General features: G+C 67.9%; 13 protein-coding genes. 3 read left to right on the top strand and 10 right to left on the bottom strand.

The window, feature by feature from the left end; all coding sequences use genetic code 11:
* The first annotated feature begins 92 nt into the window (after positions 1 to 92).
* A complete protein-coding gene (locus tag AC6LKD_RS04070; protein ID WP_013394301.1) occupies positions 93 to 779 on the top strand; it encodes a GntR family transcriptional regulator in 687 nt (228 codons plus the stop codon).
* A gap of 58 nt (positions 780 to 837) precedes the next feature.
* Here AC6LKD_RS04070 and AC6LKD_RS04065 read toward each other — a convergent pair whose 3' ends face one another.
* The gene (locus AC6LKD_RS04065; protein ID WP_498115192.1) at positions 838 to 1,725 is read right to left on the bottom strand and encodes a LysR family transcriptional regulator; all 888 of its coding nucleotides are present in this window, start codon (positions 1,723 to 1,725) and stop codon (positions 838 to 840) included.
* Positions 1,726 to 1,879: 154 nt separating this feature from the next.
* Here AC6LKD_RS04065 and AC6LKD_RS04060 point away from each other — a divergent pair, with 154 nt between their 5' ends.
* Complete coding sequence (locus tag AC6LKD_RS04060; protein ID WP_498115191.1) at positions 1,880 to 3,391, top strand: MFS transporter; 1,512 nt, start codon at positions 1,880 to 1,882, stop codon at positions 3,389 to 3,391.
* Between the two features lie 33 nt (positions 3,392 to 3,424).
* Here the strand turns inward: AC6LKD_RS04060 and AC6LKD_RS04055 are convergent, their stop codons facing one another.
* The gene (locus AC6LKD_RS04055; RefSeq protein ID WP_498115190.1) at positions 3,425 to 4,708 is read right to left on the bottom strand and encodes a cystathionine gamma-synthase family protein; all 1,284 of its coding nucleotides are present in this window, start codon (positions 4,706 to 4,708) and stop codon (positions 3,425 to 3,427) included.
* Between the two features lie 190 nt (positions 4,709 to 4,898).
* Here AC6LKD_RS04055 and AC6LKD_RS04050 point away from each other — a divergent pair, with 190 nt between their 5' ends.
* A complete protein-coding gene (locus AC6LKD_RS04050; protein WP_498115189.1) occupies positions 4,899 to 5,378 on the top strand; it encodes an Lrp/AsnC family transcriptional regulator in 480 nt (159 codons plus the stop codon).
* A 49-nt stretch (positions 5,379 to 5,427) separates the two neighbouring features.
* Here the strand turns inward: AC6LKD_RS04050 and AC6LKD_RS04045 are convergent, their stop codons facing one another.
* The 8 genes from AC6LKD_RS04045 to AC6LKD_RS04010 all read right to left on the bottom strand — a co-directional run bounded on the left by AC6LKD_RS04045 (position 5,428) and on the right by AC6LKD_RS04010 (position 15,522).
* Positions 5,428 to 6,441 carry a response regulator gene (locus AC6LKD_RS04045; RefSeq protein WP_013394306.1) on the bottom strand — a complete coding sequence of 338 codons (1,014 nt, stop codon included), beginning with the start codon at positions 6,439 to 6,441 and terminating at the stop codon, positions 5,428 to 5,430.
* A 34-nt stretch (positions 6,442 to 6,475) separates the two neighbouring features.
* Complete coding sequence (locus AC6LKD_RS04040) at positions 6,476 to 7,486, bottom strand: chemotaxis response regulator protein-glutamate methylesterase (RefSeq protein WP_041653914.1); 1,011 nt, start codon at positions 7,484 to 7,486, stop codon at positions 6,476 to 6,478.
* On the bottom strand, positions 7,483 to 9,741 hold the full coding sequence (locus AC6LKD_RS04035; protein WP_498115188.1) for a hybrid sensor histidine kinase/response regulator: 2,259 nt from the start codon (positions 9,739 to 9,741) through the stop codon (positions 7,483 to 7,485). Before AC6LKD_RS04035 ends, AC6LKD_RS04040 begins: the two co-directional genes overlap by 4 nt.
* Positions 9,738 to 10,400: a chemotaxis protein CheW gene (locus AC6LKD_RS04030; RefSeq protein ID WP_498115187.1), complete on the bottom strand. Its 663-nt coding sequence runs from the start codon at positions 10,398 to 10,400 to the stop codon at positions 9,738 to 9,740. The genes AC6LKD_RS04035 and AC6LKD_RS04030 overlap by 4 nt, the downstream gene beginning before the upstream one ends.
* Complete coding sequence (locus AC6LKD_RS04025) at positions 10,393 to 11,667, bottom strand: CheR family methyltransferase (protein WP_498115186.1); 1,275 nt, start codon at positions 11,665 to 11,667, stop codon at positions 10,393 to 10,395. The genes AC6LKD_RS04030 and AC6LKD_RS04025 overlap by 8 nt, the downstream gene beginning before the upstream one ends.
* On the bottom strand, positions 11,664 to 12,185 hold the full coding sequence (locus AC6LKD_RS04020) for a chemotaxis protein CheW (RefSeq protein WP_498115185.1): 522 nt from the start codon (positions 12,183 to 12,185) through the stop codon (positions 11,664 to 11,666). Before AC6LKD_RS04020 ends, AC6LKD_RS04025 begins: the two co-directional genes overlap by 4 nt.
* On the bottom strand, positions 12,185 to 13,804 hold the full coding sequence (locus AC6LKD_RS04015) for a methyl-accepting chemotaxis protein (protein ID WP_013394312.1): 1,620 nt from the start codon (positions 13,802 to 13,804) through the stop codon (positions 12,185 to 12,187). Before AC6LKD_RS04015 ends, AC6LKD_RS04020 begins: the two co-directional genes overlap by 1 nt.
* A 248-nt stretch (positions 13,805 to 14,052) precedes the next feature.
* Positions 14,053 to 15,522, bottom strand: a complete 1,470-nt coding sequence (locus AC6LKD_RS04010) for an amidase (protein ID WP_498115183.1) — start codon at positions 15,520 to 15,522, stop codon at positions 14,053 to 14,055.
* Positions 15,523 to 15,641: the final 119 nt, after the last annotated feature.

The following is a 15,641-nucleotide window of genomic DNA, read 5'->3' as shown; positions in this document are numbered from 1 at the left end:
CCAGGCCATATGGGCAGGCCGTCGTTCCCCGGCGGGCCTGCCCTTTTGCTAGACTGACCGGCCCGAGCCAGGCCTCACCCCCTTTCCCCACCATGTCCCAGGAACCCCGCCCCGACCCCAGCGCCGACGATATCGCCAAGGAAATCTCGGCGGCCATCGTCGCGCACAAGCTGCCGCCGGGCACGCGGCTGCGCGAGGAGGCGCTGGCGGGGGTGTACCAGGTCAGCCGGACCAAGATCCGCGCCGCATTGCTGATGCTGTCCAAGGACAAGCTGATCCATATCGTGCCGGACAAGGGCGCGTTCGTGAGCAAGCCGGACGCGAACGAGGCGCGCGAAGTCTATGCGGTGCGGCGCATCCTGGAAGCGGCCCTGGCGCGCGAATTCGTGGCGCGGGCCACGGCGGCCGACTATCGCCGCATCGACGCGCACCTGGCCGCGGAACGCCAGGCGCTGGCAGGCGGCGACGTGCAGGAGCGCAACCGGCTGCTCGGGCACTTCCACATCCTGCTGGCCGAGACCGTGGGCAATTCCGTACTGACGGGGATGCTGCGCGAGCTGTCCGCGCGCAGCGCCGTCATCACCGTGCTGTACCAGAGTTCGCACGACGCCAGCTGCTCATCGCAAGAGCATCACGCCTTCATCGAGGCCGCCCGCGCCGGCGACGCGGAGCGCGCCTGCGCGCTGATGGACGCCCATCTGGAACACGTGCAGACGGCGCTGAACTTCAAGAACGGCGGCCGGACTGGCGGCGACCTGGTCAGCGCGCTGCTCAGCTGAAGCCAGGGAGACCTGCGCCTGGCGTCCTGTCATGCGGGCGCATCGACGAGACACAGCACTAGCCCTGCCCCTGCGCGCCCGCCCGCAGCAACTGGCCCATGCGTTGCTGCAGCCATAGTTCCGTTTCACTCAGGCTGCCGCCCCGCAGCCACAGCGTGCGCACCGACAGCATGGGCAGGAACAGGTCCGCGCAGCGCACGCTGACGAGCTCGTTGCTGAAACCCTGGTATTCGCCGATGTTCAGCGGCAGGATGGCCCAGCCCACGCCATTGGCCGCCATGGCGGCGATGTTGTAGCTGCTGTCGGCCCGCCAGACCGAAGGGCTCAGCACCACCTGATCGACGCCGTCCATCTGCATCAGCAACTGGCGGTGCCGCGCCAGGTCGTTGCGCCCGACCTCGGGCAGCGCGGCCAGCGGATGGCCCTGGGCCACGAAGATGCCTTGCGCCACATTGCCCAGATGGCGGTGCGCGAAGGCGCTGCCGGGATCGCCGCGGTCGAACTGGAAGGCCAGGCTGGCGCGGCCCTGTTCCACGTAGTCCGCCACCTCCGTCGCGGTGCCGTTGAGCTGGGTCAGCTCCAGCGCCGGATAACGTTCGGCCAGTTCCTTGAGCAACTGGTCGGCCACCAGATAAGGCAGGCCTTCGTCCAGCGCGATGGCCACGCGCGCTTCGCGCCCGCCGGCAAAGGACAAGGCGCGCTGCTCCAGCGCGCCGGCCTGCCGCAGCAGTTCCAGCGCTTCCTGCAGCATGACCTCGCCGGCGGCGGTCAGGGTGGCGTTGCGCCGCGACCGGTCGAACAGCTCCAGGCCCAGGTCAGCTTCCAGCAGGCCCACCGCCGTACTGACCGCCGACTGCGCCCGGCCCAGCCGCCGCGCGGCCGCCGAGAACGATCCGGATTCGGCTGCGGCGACGAAATGGCGGAGCTGGTCTAGTGTCCATTGCACGTTTCGATTCCCCCTTTATCCATCTATTTTATAGATGATTATTAACTTTTTTCCGCCAATTACAAGATGGATAATCCCGTTCTCTGAGACCCGGCCATCCCGGCCCCGCCCGCGCACGCGGCGCGGCAGGCGTTTCAGTTTCAGGAGTAGAACCATGCAGCGGACTGAACCGAACGCTGTCGCCACGGCCGCGCCCGGCCGCTGGCTGGTGCTGGCCATCGTGTCCAGCGCCTTGCTGTTGATCGTGGTCGACATGACCGTCCTCTATACCGCCCTGCCCCGGCTGACGCATGAATTGCACGTCAACGCGTCGGAAAAGCTGTGGATCGTGAACATCTATGCGCTGGTCGTGTCAGGCCTGCTGCTGGGCATGGGCACGCTGGGCGACCGCCTGGGCCACAAGCGTCTGTTCATGGCGGGGCTGGTCGTGTTCGGCATCGCCTCGCTGGCGGCGGCCTATTCGCCTGGCGCCGCCACGCTGATCGCGGCGCGCGCGCTGCTGGCCGTGGGCGCGGCCATGATGATGCCGGCCACTCTGTCCATCCTGCGCCTGACCTTCGCCGATGAACGCGAGCGCGCCATCGCCATCGGCGTGTGGGCCTCGGTGGCCTCCGGCGGCGCCGCGGTCGGCCCGGTCGTGGGCGGCGTGCTGCTGGAGCATTTCTGGTGGGGGTCCGTGTTCCTCATCAACGTGCCCATCGTGCTGCTGGCCCTGCCGCTGGCCTGGCGCTATATCCCCGCCAGCCGCCCGGACGCCTCGCGCCCCTGGGACCTGCTGGGCTCGCTGCAAGTGATGGCCGGCCTGATCCTTTGCGCCTACGCGCTGAAGGAACTGGGCAAGACCGATCCCTCCTGGCTGCACGCCGGCCTGGCGTGCGCGGCGGGCGCGGCCATGCTCGCCGTGTTCGTGCGGCGCCAGCGCGCGCGGCCCTATCCGCTGATCGACTTCGCCATCTTCCGCAACCTGAGCTTCGCTTCGGCGGTGGCGGCCGCGCTGTTCGCCGCCGCGGCGCTGCTGGGCATGGAACTGGTGTTCAGCCAGCGGCTGCAACTGGTCATGGGCATGTCGCCACTGGAAGCCGCGCTCTTCATCCTGCCGCTGTCGCTGGCCGCCTTCATCGCCGGTCCGCTCGCGGGTTGGCTGCTGGGCCGCGTCAACAGCTCCACCATGCTGTTCGTCTCGCTGCTGGTCTCGGGCCTGGGCATGACCGGCTATCTGTTGAGCTACGACGCGGCGCTGCTGCCGCAGATGGTCAGCCTGTGCGTGCTGGGCGCGGGCATAGGCGCCACCATGACGGCGGCATCCAGCACCATCATGCAAAGCGCCACGCCCGAGCGCGCTGGCATGGCGGCCTCGATCGAAGAGGTCTCGTATGAGCTGGGTGGCGCCCTGGGCGTCACCCTGATGGGATCCATCCTGTCCGGCGTGTACGCGCACACGCTCGCGGTGCCGGCAGGCCTGCCGCAGTCCGACCTGGCGCGCGACAGCCTGGATCAGGCGCTGATCGTGGCGGACGGGCTGTCGTCGGACCTGGGCATGGCACTGACCCGCCTGGCCAAGACCGCCTTCGACACCGGCTACGCTGCGGTCATCGCCACCGCGGCGGCGATGCTGCTGGTCACGGCCGGGTTCGTGCTCTTGAACCGCCGGCGCATGGCGGCTTGAGGGCAGGCCCGCGCCGCGGGCCTGCGGCACGCATCAGCAGTTGCGGAAGGCGTGGTCCATGTCGGCGATCAGGTCTTCCTCGTGTTCCAGCCCGATGGACACGCGGACCAGCCCTTCGGACACGCCGGCCGCATCGCGTTCGGCCGCCGGCACGCCGGAATGCGTGGTGGACGCCGGATGGCAGATCAGCGATTCGGTGCCGCCCAGGCTGACCGCCGACTTGAACAGGTGCAAGGCGTTGATAAAGCGGAACGCCTTGGCGCGCCCGCCGTCCAGCACAAAGGCGAAGGTCGAGCCCGGCCCGCTGCACTGGCGCTTGTAGACTTCCTGGTAGGCCCGGTCGGTGATCATCTCGGGATGGAAGATCCCCACCTTTTCATGCGGATTGCCCGACAGCCATTGGGCCACCTTGGTCGCCGTGCGCGCGGCCTGCTTCATGCGCAGCACCACCGTTTCCATCGAGCGCGTGATCATCCAGCAGGAATGCGGGTCCAGTTGCGAGCCGAAGGCGCTGCGGATGGCGCGCACCTTCTTGACCAGCGCCTTGCTGCCGGTGACGGCGCCCGCGACCAGATCGCTATGGCCGCCCACATACTTGGTCAGCGAATACACGCACATGTCCACGCCGTGCTCGGCTGGTTTCTGGAAGATCGGACCCAGCAGCGTGTTGTCGCACACCGACACGGGACGGTAGCCGTGCCGCGTTTCGAAGGCGTCCAGCTCGTTCTTCATGGCCTCGAAATCGACCAGCGCATTGGTCGGATTGGCCGGCGTTTCGACAAAGAAAAGACGCACCGGCCCCTGGGCCGCCGCGGCCTCCAGCGCCGCGCGCATGCCCTGGGCCGACAGGCCGTCCCCGATGGCGTGCGAGCCTATGCCCCACTCCGGAAAGATCTTGGAGATCAAGGTCTCGGTGCCGCCGTACAGCGGCACCGACTGCACCAGCTGGTCGCCGGGCCGCAGGAAAGCCAGGAACACCGCGCTGATCGCCGACATGCCGCTGGAGGTCACGGCCGCATCTTCCGAACCGTCCAGCAGCGCCAGGCGATCTTCGACGATTTCCAGGTTGGGATGGTTGAAGCGGCTGTACACCAGCCCCGCCGACTCGCCCTGCGGCAAGGGCTTGCGGCCCGAGACCAGGTCGAAGAACGCCGCGCCATCCTCGGCCGAGCGGAAGGCGAAGGTGGACGTCAGGAACACCGGCGGCTTGACCGCGCCTTCCGATAGAAAGGGGTCGAAACCGTAGGACATCATCTGGGTTTCCGCGTGCAGCGGGCGGCCGAAGATGTCCTTCTTGTGATAGCTGGAGTAACTCATGGTGTGCCTCTCTGTCTGGTTTCCGGGTGCCCGGACGGGCCGCCGGGCAGGCGCGTCACGCATGCGAAGACGATAGCGCCCCCCGCCTCGGGCTGCATGGAAGTATGGCGGCAGGCGCAGGCAATATTCTTTCCATTTGCATCGCCAGACAGGGATAATGGGAAACGATATTTCTTACTTCGCGGACTTCATGAAAGACACTGCCTTGTTACATCAACTTGACGCGATCGATTGGAAAATCATGAAAATCCTTCAAGAAGATGGCCGGCTCAGCAACGCCGAACTGGCCGAGCGCGTCTCGCTGTCGGCTTCGCCCTGCTGGAAACGCCTGAAGCGCCTGGAGTCATCCGGCGCCATCCGCAGTTACCAGGCCGTGCTGGACCGCCGCGCGCTGGGTATCGGGGTGGTGGCCTTCGTCAGCATCTCGCTGGAGAACCACACGGAGAAGACCTGCCAGGCCTTCGAGGCCAGCGTGCTTGCCATGCCCGAGGTCCTGGCCTGCCACAACACCACCGGCCAGCACGACTATCTGCTGCACATCGTGGCGCGCGACTTCGATGCCTATTCGGAGTTCGTGCGCAGCCGCCTGCGCACCCTGCCCGGGGTCAAGGAGCTGCTGAGCACGCTGTCGATGCACGAGGTGAAGTCCTCGACCAGGCTGCACCTGTAAGGCGGCTGCCGCTTGCCTGGCGAGGGAATGGGGGCCGCCGGCCCCTTCGCTACATCACGCCGGGAACCACGCGATTGCGGCCCTGGCGCTTGGCTTGATAAAGGCCGCGGTCGGCCACCTGGATCAGATCGGTGCAAGGCTGTTCGCCCTGGGGTACCGCCGTGGCCGTGCCGATGCTGACCGTCAGCCAGGGCCCGTCGCCGGTGTCCTTCTGCGGAATCTGCAAGGCTTCCACGGCGCGCCGCAGCTTCTCGGCGGCCAGGCGCGCGCTGCCCGCCGGCGTGCCGGGCAATACCAGCGCAAATTCCTCGCCGCCGAAACGCGCCGCCAGGTCGGTGGACCGGTCGCAGCTGGCGAAGATGGTGTTGGCCACCCGCTTGAGCGCCTCGTCGCCCGCGATGTGGCCGTAGGTGTCGTTGTAGGCCTTGAAGTGGTCCACGTCGATCATGAGCATGCTGATTTCGCGGCCGTCGCGGCGCGCGCGCTGCCATTCGGCGTTGAGGTATTCGTCGAAATAGCGGCGGTTGCCCAGGCCGGTCAGGCCGTCGGAGTTGGTCAGCCGGCGCAATTCCATATTGCTCTCCAGCAACTGCTGCTGGCTCTGGCGCAAGGCCTGGTAGGCCTCGTCGCGCTGCACCAGCGCCAGGTAGGAGCGTGAGTGGTAGCGGATGCGCGCCACCAGTTCGATGGAGTCGGGCAGCTTCACCAGATAATCGTTGGCGCCGGCGGCAAAGGCCGCGCTCTTGATCGCCGGGTCTTCCTTGGTGGACAGCACGATGATGGGGATGTCGCGCGTCACGGGATGGCCCCGATACTCCTGCACCAGGCTCAGTCCGTCCACGCCCGGCAGCACCAGGTCCTGCAGGATGACAGTGGGCCGGGTCTGGATCGCCACGGCCAGCGCCTTTTCGGGATCCGAGCAATAGTGGAAGTCGATATTGCCCTCCGTGGCCAATGCGCGCCTGATGGCCTCGCCGACCATCACCTGGTCGTCGACGAGCAACACCATGGCCGCATGCGAATTCAGGTTCGCCGAAGCCGAGCTGTCAATGGGAGGTTGCATAGTGAGTCCTTGAATTCTTTCGAGATCCGCCCGCTCAGGCAAAGGCCTGGATCAAGCGGGGAGCGATTTGGTCCAATGGGCTGATTTCCACGGCCGCCTGCATGGCGGCCGCGGCCTTGGGCATGCCGTAGACGGCGCTGCTGGCCTGGTCCTGCGCAATCGTCAGATAGCCGCGCTCGCGCAGCGCCTTCAGCCCGCGCGCGCCGTCCTGGCCCATGCCCGTCAGCAGCACGCCGACGGCCATGCCGCGCCAGTGCTGCGCCACGCTATGGAAAAAAACATCGATGGAAGGCCGGTACAGGCTTTCCTTGGGGGTTTCGGTGTAGCGCAGCGTGCCGTCCGCCAGCATGTGCAGATGGTCGCCGGTGCCGGCCAGCAGTATCTGGCCGGGTTCGGGCCACTCGCCCTCGCGCACCAGCCTTACCGGCAGCGGCGCCTGCTCGTTGAGCCAGTCCGCCATACCCGCGGCGAACGAGGCGTCCACGTGCTGCACCAGCACGATGCCGGCTGGGAACCCCGGCGGAATCCCCTTCAGCAACTGCGCCAGGGCGGGCGGCCCGCCGGCCGAGGCGCCGATGACCAGCAGGCGCTTGGCGTCCGCCTGCTGCATCGGCCGGGCCACCGGCGTAAGCGCAGGCCGCTTGCCGTAGCGGCCGATCAGCCAACCCACGTTGCGGATCTTGCGCAGCAGCGGCGCCGCCGCCGTGCGCATGTCGCCGCTGCCGATCACCGGCGTATCCGCCGCGTCCAGCGCGCCATGGCCCATGGCGTCGAACACGCGCGAGGTATGGCGCGCCACGTCGGCCGTGACCACCACGATCGCGCAGGGCGTTTCAGCCATGATGCGGCGCGTGGCTTCGACGCCGTCCATGATGGGCATGATGAGGTCCATCAGCACCACGTCCGGCCGGTCGCGGGCGCACTGGTCCACGGCCTCCTGGCCGTTGGTCGCGACCCAGGCGAGCTCCAGCCCCGGCTCCAGCGCGATCGCGCGCCGCAGCACTTCCACCGCCATCGGCATATCGTTGACGATTCCGACTCTCACGTGCGCGCCTTTCCGATCAGGTCTTCCACGGCGTCGAGCAGCGCATCGTCATGGAAGCTGCCCTTGGCCAGATAATAGTCCGCGCCGGCGTCCAGCCCGCGCCTCCTGTCCTCTTCCCTATCCTTGTACGACACCACCATCACCGGCAGGCCCTGCAGCTTGGGATCCGCCTTGATGCGCGACACCAGTTCGATGCCGTCCATGCGCGGCATGTCCACATCGGTCACCACCAGGTCGAACGCCTCGCTGCGCAACATGTTCCAGCCGTCCATGCCGTCCACCGCGACAGCCACGTCGAAGCCGCGGTTCAGGAGCAGCTTGCGCTCCAGCTCGCGCACGGTGAGGGAATCGTCCACCACCAGCACGCGCTTGCGCCGCCGCGTCTGTTCGGCCGCGCCCGCGCCGTCCACCCGGGTCAGTTGTCCGCCTGCCACCAGCTTCTGCACCGACACCAGCATGTCTTCCACGTCCAGGATCAACAGCGGCGTGCCGTCGTCCATCAGGGCGCCCGCCATTACATCCTGCACCTTGCCCAGGCGCGGATCCAGCGGCTGCACCACCAACGTGCGTTCGCCCACGTAGCGGTCCACGGCGATGCCATAGAGCCGGTCGTGGTCGCCCACCAGCACCACGCACACGGTTTCCCCGGCCGGCGCCGAACCGCTCTTGCGCAGGATCTGCCGTGCGGAGACCAGCCCGATCTGGCGATCCATGAAGCGGAAATGCTGATGTCCTTCGAGCTGTTCGATGTCCTCGGCGCGCACTTGCAGCGCGTGGTTGACGTAGGCCAGCGGGAAGGCGTAGGTCTCATCCTGCACCTCGACCAGCAGGCTGCGCACCACCGACAGCGACAAGGGCATCTCCAGCATGAAGCGGGTGCCCTGCCCGGTCAGCTGCTGGATGCGCACCGCGCCGCGCAACTGGCGCACCATGGTCTGCACCACGTCCAGCCCCACGCCGCGCCCGGATATCTCGGTGACCTCGCCGCGCGTGCTGAAGCCCGACAGGAACAGGAATTCCAGCAACTCGGCTTCGGTCAGCCGGGCCGCGGTTTCCGCGCTGGCCAGCTTGCGCTGCACCACTTCCACGCGCAGCCGGTCCAGCGATATGCCGGCGCCGTCGTCGCTCAACTCGATCAGCAGCATGCCGGCCGCGTGGCGCGCCGACAGCCGGATGCGGCCTTCGGCCGGCTTGCCTGCCGCCAGCCGGTCCTGCGGCATTTCGATGCCGTGGTCGACCGCGTTGCGCAGCAGATGCATCAACGGCGCGTCCAGCTTTTCCAGGATGTCGCGGTCCACCTGGGTGGACTCGCCCTCTAGTTCCAGGCGCACCTGCTTGCCCAGCGCGCGGCCCACGTCGCGCACCATGCGCGCCATGCCGCCCACCCCGTCGCCGAACGGCCGCATGCGGCAGGCCAGCGCAGTGTCGTACAGGCGCTGGGCCAGGTGGCCCATGCGCCAGCCGAATTCATCGACCTCGCTGGTGCGCTGCGACAGCTCCTGCTGGCATTGCTCGACGATACGCAGGGCATCGTCCAGCGCGGCTTGCGCCTGCGCCTCCAGCGCCTGTCCGGCCAGCACCGCGCGCACGCCGTCCAACGCCTGGACCGCGCCCGCCTGCATGCGCTTCAGGCGCAGCATGGACGCGCCGAAAGGCCCGATCCAGTGCGACTCCACCAGCGTCTCGCTGGACAGGCCCAGCAATTTGTTGAGCGTGTCGGCCGTCACGCGCAGCACGCGTTCGCCCTCGCCCAGCCCCATGTCGGAACTGCGCCGCACCGGCGCCGCGGCCGGCGGCTCTTCCACGGCCGGGATCGGTGGCAGAAAATCCGCAGGCTTGGGGGCCGGCGCCGCGGCCGACGCTGCAGGCGGCGCAAGGGGCGCATTGCTCAACCGCGCCACCAGTTCGTCGATCTCGCTGCCCAGCTCCGCTCCCGGCGTGGCCACGCGCTGCAACAGGTCCGCGCCCATCAGCAAGGCATCGATGTCCGCCGCCTGCAGGCGCAGCCGCCCTTCGCGCGCCTCGACCAGGCAATCCTCCATGGCGTGCGCGATGCGCACCGCCGGATGCAGGTCGACGATGCGGGCCGCGCCCTTGAGCGAATGCGCCGCGCGCATGCAGGCTTCCAGCTGCGGCGCCGAGGTCGGGTCGTGCTCCAGCGCCAGCAGGCCGTTATTCAGCACCTGCACCTGGGTGCGGGTCTCGAGCTGGAACAATTCCAGGAGCGAGGCGTCGCGCATCTGTTCCGGATTCACGCCAGGCTCCGTTCCAAAGCTTGCATCAGCAAGGTCTCGTCCAATACGCCGACCGCGCGGCCGCCGCAGCGGGCCATGCCGCCCGAGTATTTCAGGCTCGCGCCCTCCACGGTCGCCGGCAAGGATTCCAGCCGGTCCAGGTCCACCGCATGGATGCCCTCGACCTCGTCCACCGGCGCCACCACTGCCCGCCCCGCGCCGCCCAGCAACAGCATGCGCGCCGTGGCCAGCCGTTCGCGCGGATCCCCCGCCGGAGCCTCCAGGCCCAGCAGGCGCGCCAGCGACACGCATACCGTCAAAGAACCGCGCACGTTGGCCACGCCCAGCATCGCCGGATCGCGGCGGTGCGGCAGGCTCAGGATGCGGCGGATGCCCGCCACTTCATCCAACGCCCGCGTCGGCAGTCCGAGCCATTCGCCCTGCACGCGGAACACCAGCAGCGAGGACAAATGAGCGCTTTCCTCCGCCCTCGCGTCGCCCGCCGCGTCTGCCATCTGCGGCGGCAGGCGGTCGAGGATGCGCTTGGCCGCCGCCGCGTACACCGGACAGTTGCGACAGTGCACGTGGTCCGCCAACTGCCCGCAGCTCTTGTCGCCGCGGATGCCGATGCGATTCCAGCAATCGTCCACGTCGGACAGCGCGCCCAAAGTCTCATCCACGTCGCAGCTCCCCGCGCGCCGCGCGCGCCTGCAGGCGGCGGGCCGCTTCGTGATCGCCCTCCGACGCCACCAGCGCGGCCAGATGCAGCAAGGCTTCGCGATGGGTCGGATCCAGGTAGAGCGCCTTGCGGTAGGCGGCTTGCGCCTGCCGCGCATCGCCCGCCGCGTCCTGCAGCAGGCCTTGCAGATACAGCGCCTCGGCGCTGGCGCCGTGGCTGTCGATGTGCGCCCGGCACTGCGCCATGGCGTCCTGCACCCGGCCCTGATCGGCCAGGGCCGCGATATGGCGCAGGGATGCCTGCGCGCCGCCCTGACCTGCCGGCGGCGCCGCAGGGACTACCGGTATGGGGGCATGCGCCAGGGGCAGGCCGGGCTCAGGCGCCTGCGTCAAAGGCCGTCTGGGCGGCGCCCAGCTATGCACAATGGGGCGCGCCGCCGGCGCTACAGCGGGCGCGGCGGGCGGCGGCAGCGGCTTGGCCAGGAAAGCGAACGAGCGTGCCATCGGCACCGCGGGCAGCCTGCGCCCGGTCAACAGCGTGGTCTCGGCCGGGCCGACGAAGAGCACGCCGTCTTCGCGCGTGAACCCGCGCAACACCTGCACCGCGCGTTCCTGCGTGGCGGAGTCGAAGTAGATGAGCAGGTTGCGGCAGAACACGAAGTCATAGGGCGCCACGCCGGCCAGCAGAGCGGGATCGAACAGATTGCCCGGCTGGAACCGCACCTGCCCCATCACCTGGGCGGCCAGCTGATGGCCGTCGGCCGTCTCGGAAAAATGGCGGTCGCGATAACCCAGATCATCGCCGCGGAAGGAATTGCGGCCATACAGGGCGCGCTGCGCGAACTCAACCATGCGCACGCTGATGTCGAAGGCGTCGATCTGGAAACGTTCGGCGGGCACGCCGGCGTCCAGCAGCGCCATGGCGATGGAATAAGGCTCTTCGCCACTGGAACAGGGCACGCTCAGCACCCGCAGCACGCGGCTCTCCGCGCCCGTGGCATACAGCCGCGCCCGCGCCAGCGCGGCCATGGCCGTCTGCGATTCGGGATAACGGAAAAACCAAGTCTCCGGCACGATGACCGCTTCGATCAGCTGCTGCATCTCGGCGGGCGACGCCTGCACCTGCCACAGATAATCCTGTTCGTCGGCGACCCCGGCCAGGCCCATTCTGCGCCGCACCGCGCGCTCCACGGCGGCCTTGCCGATGGAGCCGCTGTCCAGGCCCATGCGCCGCTTGAGCAAGGCGCTGAAATCGTCGATCAGCATCATGGCCGCGCCTCGCCCGCGGCATCCGCGGGAAACAGCAGCGCCCGCACGGTCGCAGGCAGCAGATCGTCCACCTTGACGGCCTGCACCATGCCGCCGGCATCGCTATGCACCGCGCCCAGATAGCGCGCACCCGGATTGTCCAGGCCGCCGGACTGGAACGCGGCGGGATCGTAGTGCACGGTTTCGGTCGCCTGCTCCAGGATCAGCCCCAGCAGATGCTCCGGCGCGCCGGGGACCGCCCGGTAGCGGACCAGCGCCAGCCGCGTGCTGGTCACGGCGGCCGCCGCGCTCCCGCCCGCCAGCGCGCTCATGTCGATGACGGGTATGGCCGCGCCGCGGCGGTCCATGACGCCGGCCACCCAGGCCGGCGCGCCCGGCACCTGCTTGAACTCGCGCAGGCCCAGTACCTCGGCGATGTCTCTCGCGTCCAGCGCATAGCGGTCGCCGCCGATGCGAAACAGCAGGTACAGCCGGCGTCCGGCCGCAGCAGAGAGAGTGCACTCGGCCATGGCAGCCATCACACCTTGAAGCGCGACACGCCGCTGCGCAGGTCGTTGGCCACCAGCGTCAACTCTTCGATCGCCAGCGTGGACTGGCGCAGCGATTCCACGGTCTGCTGCGCGGCGTCGCTCAACTGCTGCAGGGCCTGGTTGATCTGCTCGGCGCCGGTGGCCTGCGCCTGCATGCCTTCGTTGACCATCTGCACGCGCGGCGCCAGCGTCTGCACCTGCTGGATGATTTGCGACAGCTGGTCGCCCACCTGCTGCATGTCGGCCATGCCGCGCCGCACTTCTTCGGAGAACTTGTCCATGCCCATGACGCCGGCCGACACCGACGACTGGATCTCGCGCACCATCTGCTCGATATCGTAGGTGGCGACGGCGGTCTGGTCCGCCAGCCGGCGGATCTCGGTGGCCACCACCACGAAACCGCGGCCGTACTCGCCCGCCTTCTCGGCCTCGATCGCCGCGTTCAGCGACAGCAGGTTGGTCTGGTCAGCCACTTTCGTGATCGTAGTGACTACTTGCGTGATATTACCGGCCTTCTCGTTCAGGATCGCCAGCTTGGCGTTGACCGAGCCCGCTGCGCCCACCACGTTGCGCATGGTGTCCTCCATGCGCGCCAAGCCCACCTGGCCGCTGCCCGCCAGGGCCGCGGTCTGCTCGGCCGCGCCCGAGACTTCGGCCATGGTGCGCACCAGCTCGCGCGAGGTGGCGGAGATTTCGCGCGAGGTGACGCCGATTTCCGTGGTGGTGGCGGCGACCTCGGAAGCCGTGGCCTGCTGCTGCTTGGAGGTGGCCGCGATCTCGGTCACCGAGGTGGCCACCTGCACTGCCGAGCGCTGCGTCTTGCCGACCAGTCCGGTCAGCTCGTCCACCATGCCGTTGAAGCCGGTTTCAATGGCGTTGAATTCGTCCTTGCGCGCCAGCGTCAGGCGCCGCGTCAGATCGCCCCCGCCCGTGGCTTCCAGGGTCTTGACGATGGCCCGCATCGGGTTGGCGATGGCGCGCATCAGCATGATGCCGCAGATGATGGCAGCGATGATCGCCAGGGCCAACGACACCAGCATGCGCACTTCGGCGCTGTCCACCGACTGCCTGATGGCGGCCGCCGCGTCATCGGCCTGCTTCTTGTTTTCCAGCACCATCCTGGCCAGGATGTCGCGGCCCTTGTAGAACGCGGGCCGCAGTTCCGCCTTGATCAGCGCCTGCGCTCGCGCCGGGTCCGCCAGCATGGCCGGTGCCAGCACATTGGCGCGGATGCGCTTGTATTCCTGCAGTTCCTTCTCGAACTCGCTGAACATTCCGCGATCATCTTCGCGCCCGATGGTGCGGCGGTACTGTTCCGTATGGTCCGCCAGCAATTTATCCGTCTCGGGCAGTCCGGCCAGGATGGTGTTGCGCTCCTGCTCCGTATCCATGTTCAACGCATCCTGCACCACCACGAAACCAGCGAACCAGGAGGCGCGGATCGAGGTGCTGTAGTAGATGCCTGGCACGGCGTCGTTGTTGATCAGTTCGACTTCCGACTCGATGACCAGCAGGCGCCGGTAATCCATCACCACCATCAACGCCATGATGGCCAGGATCGCCAGGAAGCTGGCCAGGATGCGCTGGCGTAGTGTCAGATTCTTCATGCCGGGAAACCTCTATGCAAAATCAACTCGTCGATTGGGCCGAAATATTCTGGAACAGAACGGGGGACACAAGGCTGTCCATTTATTACGGGATGTTGTGAGTTGGATGACAATTATTGCAAAGGCAAAGGCCCCCAGCCACGGAAAACGCTGAATTTGCGGCAAATATGGCGGTTTACGTCGGGAAAAAGCAAAGCCCTCTTACAAGGGCTTGTCTTTTCCCGCAACAATGCGTACCGGACCCGTTTTCAGGCGGTTTCGCCCCACAGGGTGGCGGGTGGCCTGGATTCCACCCAGTCGCGCGCCTGTCCGTAGGCGTGCGCCAGCTGCAGCACGGCCAGGTCGGCCTGGGGCGGTCCGATCAGTTGCATGCCCATGGGCAGGCCGGCAGCGTTGAACCCCACCGGCACGCTGATCACCGGGCAGCCCGCCAGGGTCCAGGGCGTGACGGTCTCCATCCAGCGGTGATACGTGTCCATGGGGCGCCCGGCGATCTCCTTGGGCCAGTCCAGCGCCGCATCGAAAGGAAACACCTGGGCCGACGGCACAGCCAGATAATCCACGTCCTCGAACATGCGCAGCACGGTCTGGTACCAGGCGCTGCGCTCTTCAGTGGCCTGGTAGACCTGCCGCGCCGTCATGCCCTCCAGCCCTTCGACCTCCCAAATCACGGCCGGCTTGACCAGCTTGCGCGTTTCGGGATTGTGGACCAGGGGGTGGAGCTGTCCGCCCACCATCAGATGGCGGTGGGCCAGCCAGATCCGCCACAGGCGTTCGCCGGCAAACGGCACCTGGTAGTCGACCGCCTCGCAGCCTGTCTGCGCCAGATCGGCCAGCGCCTGCTCGCACAGTTCCAGGATGCCTGCCTCCATCGGCAGGTAACCGTTCCAGTCGCCCAGCCAGCCCACGCGCTTGCCGCGCAGGTCGGCGTCCAGTGGCTGGGCGAACTGGGCCGGGTCGCCGGTCAGGGACAGCGGCACGCGCTTGTCCGGCCCCGCCATCACGGACAGCAGCATGGCTACGTCGCGCGGCGAACGGCCCATCGGCCCTTCGTAGGCCAGCTGCTTGAGGAATACCTCGGTCGACGGCCCATAGGGCACCCGGCCGGCCGAGGGCCGCATGCCGTAGACGTTGCAGAACGCCGCGGGATTGCGCAGCGAGCCGCCGAAATCACTGCCGTCCGCCACCGGCAGCATGCGCGCCGCCAGGGCCGCCGCCGCCCCGCCGCTACTGCCGCCCGCGGTCCTGGACGGATCGTAGGGATTGCCGGTGACGCCGTACACCGGGTTATAGGTATGCGAGCCCAGGCCGAACTCCGGCACGTTGCTGCGGCCGATGAAGATGGCGCCGGACGCACGCATGCGCTCGATGATGATGGAGTCGTGCGCCGTGACCTGATCCTTGTAGACCAGCGAGCCCATGGACGTGACCATGCCGCGCACCGCGGTCAGGTCCTTGGGCGCTTGCGGCATGCCATGCAGAAAGCCGAGCCATTGGCCCGCGGCCAGCTGAGCATCGCGCTCATCGGCCTCGCGCAGCAGTTCGTCGCTGTCGCGCCGGGCGACGATGGCGTTCAGCTTCGGGTTGACCCGGTCGATGTGAGCCAAATAGGCGGCCATAACCTCGCGGCAGGACACCTGGCGCTGCCGGATCGCCTCGGACAGCGCGTGGGCGGACATGGCCACGATGTCGTTCAATGGGGCGGCGGCGTGGGTCATGCAGGTCTCCTTGTGGCGCCGCGGCAACCGGGCGCCTTGTCATGGTGAATGGCGCGGGCCGGACGCCGGCCGCGCAGGCAGACAATACTACGCAAACCGCAGGCACTGCGCTCCGCCTG

Source organism: Achromobacter sp. D7-1, from assembly GCF_059760445.1.
This window is presented reverse-complemented; position numbering and strand designations above follow the sequence as displayed.

Coding starts and splice junctions, on each gene's coding strand:
- AC6LKD_RS04070 (WP_013394301.1), top strand. CDS start 93: ATGTCCCAGGAACCCCGCCCCGACCCCAGCGCCGACGATATCGCCAAG.
- AC6LKD_RS04025 (WP_498115186.1), bottom strand. CDS start 11,667: ATGATGCTGATCGACGATTTCAGCGCCTTGCTCAAGCGGCGCATGGGC.
- AC6LKD_RS04055 (WP_498115190.1), bottom strand. CDS start 4,708: ATGAGTTACTCCAGCTATCACAAGAAGGACATCTTCGGCCGCCCGCTG.
- AC6LKD_RS04010 (WP_498115183.1), bottom strand. CDS start 15,522: ATGACCCACGCCGCCGCCCCATTGAACGACATCGTGGCCATGTCCGCC.
- AC6LKD_RS04020 (WP_498115185.1), bottom strand. CDS start 12,185: ATGGCTGCCATGGCCGAGTGCACTCTCTCTGCTGCGGCCGGACGCCGG.
- AC6LKD_RS04060 (WP_498115191.1), top strand. CDS start 1,880: ATGCAGCGGACTGAACCGAACGCTGTCGCCACGGCCGCGCCCGGCCGC.
- AC6LKD_RS04045 (WP_013394306.1), bottom strand. CDS start 6,441: ATGCAACCTCCCATTGACAGCTCGGCTTCGGCGAACCTGAATTCGCAT.
- AC6LKD_RS04015 (WP_013394312.1), bottom strand. CDS start 13,804: ATGAAGAATCTGACACTACGCCAGCGCATCCTGGCCAGCTTCCTGGCG.
- AC6LKD_RS04050 (WP_498115189.1), top strand. CDS start 4,899: ATGAAAGACACTGCCTTGTTACATCAACTTGACGCGATCGATTGGAAA.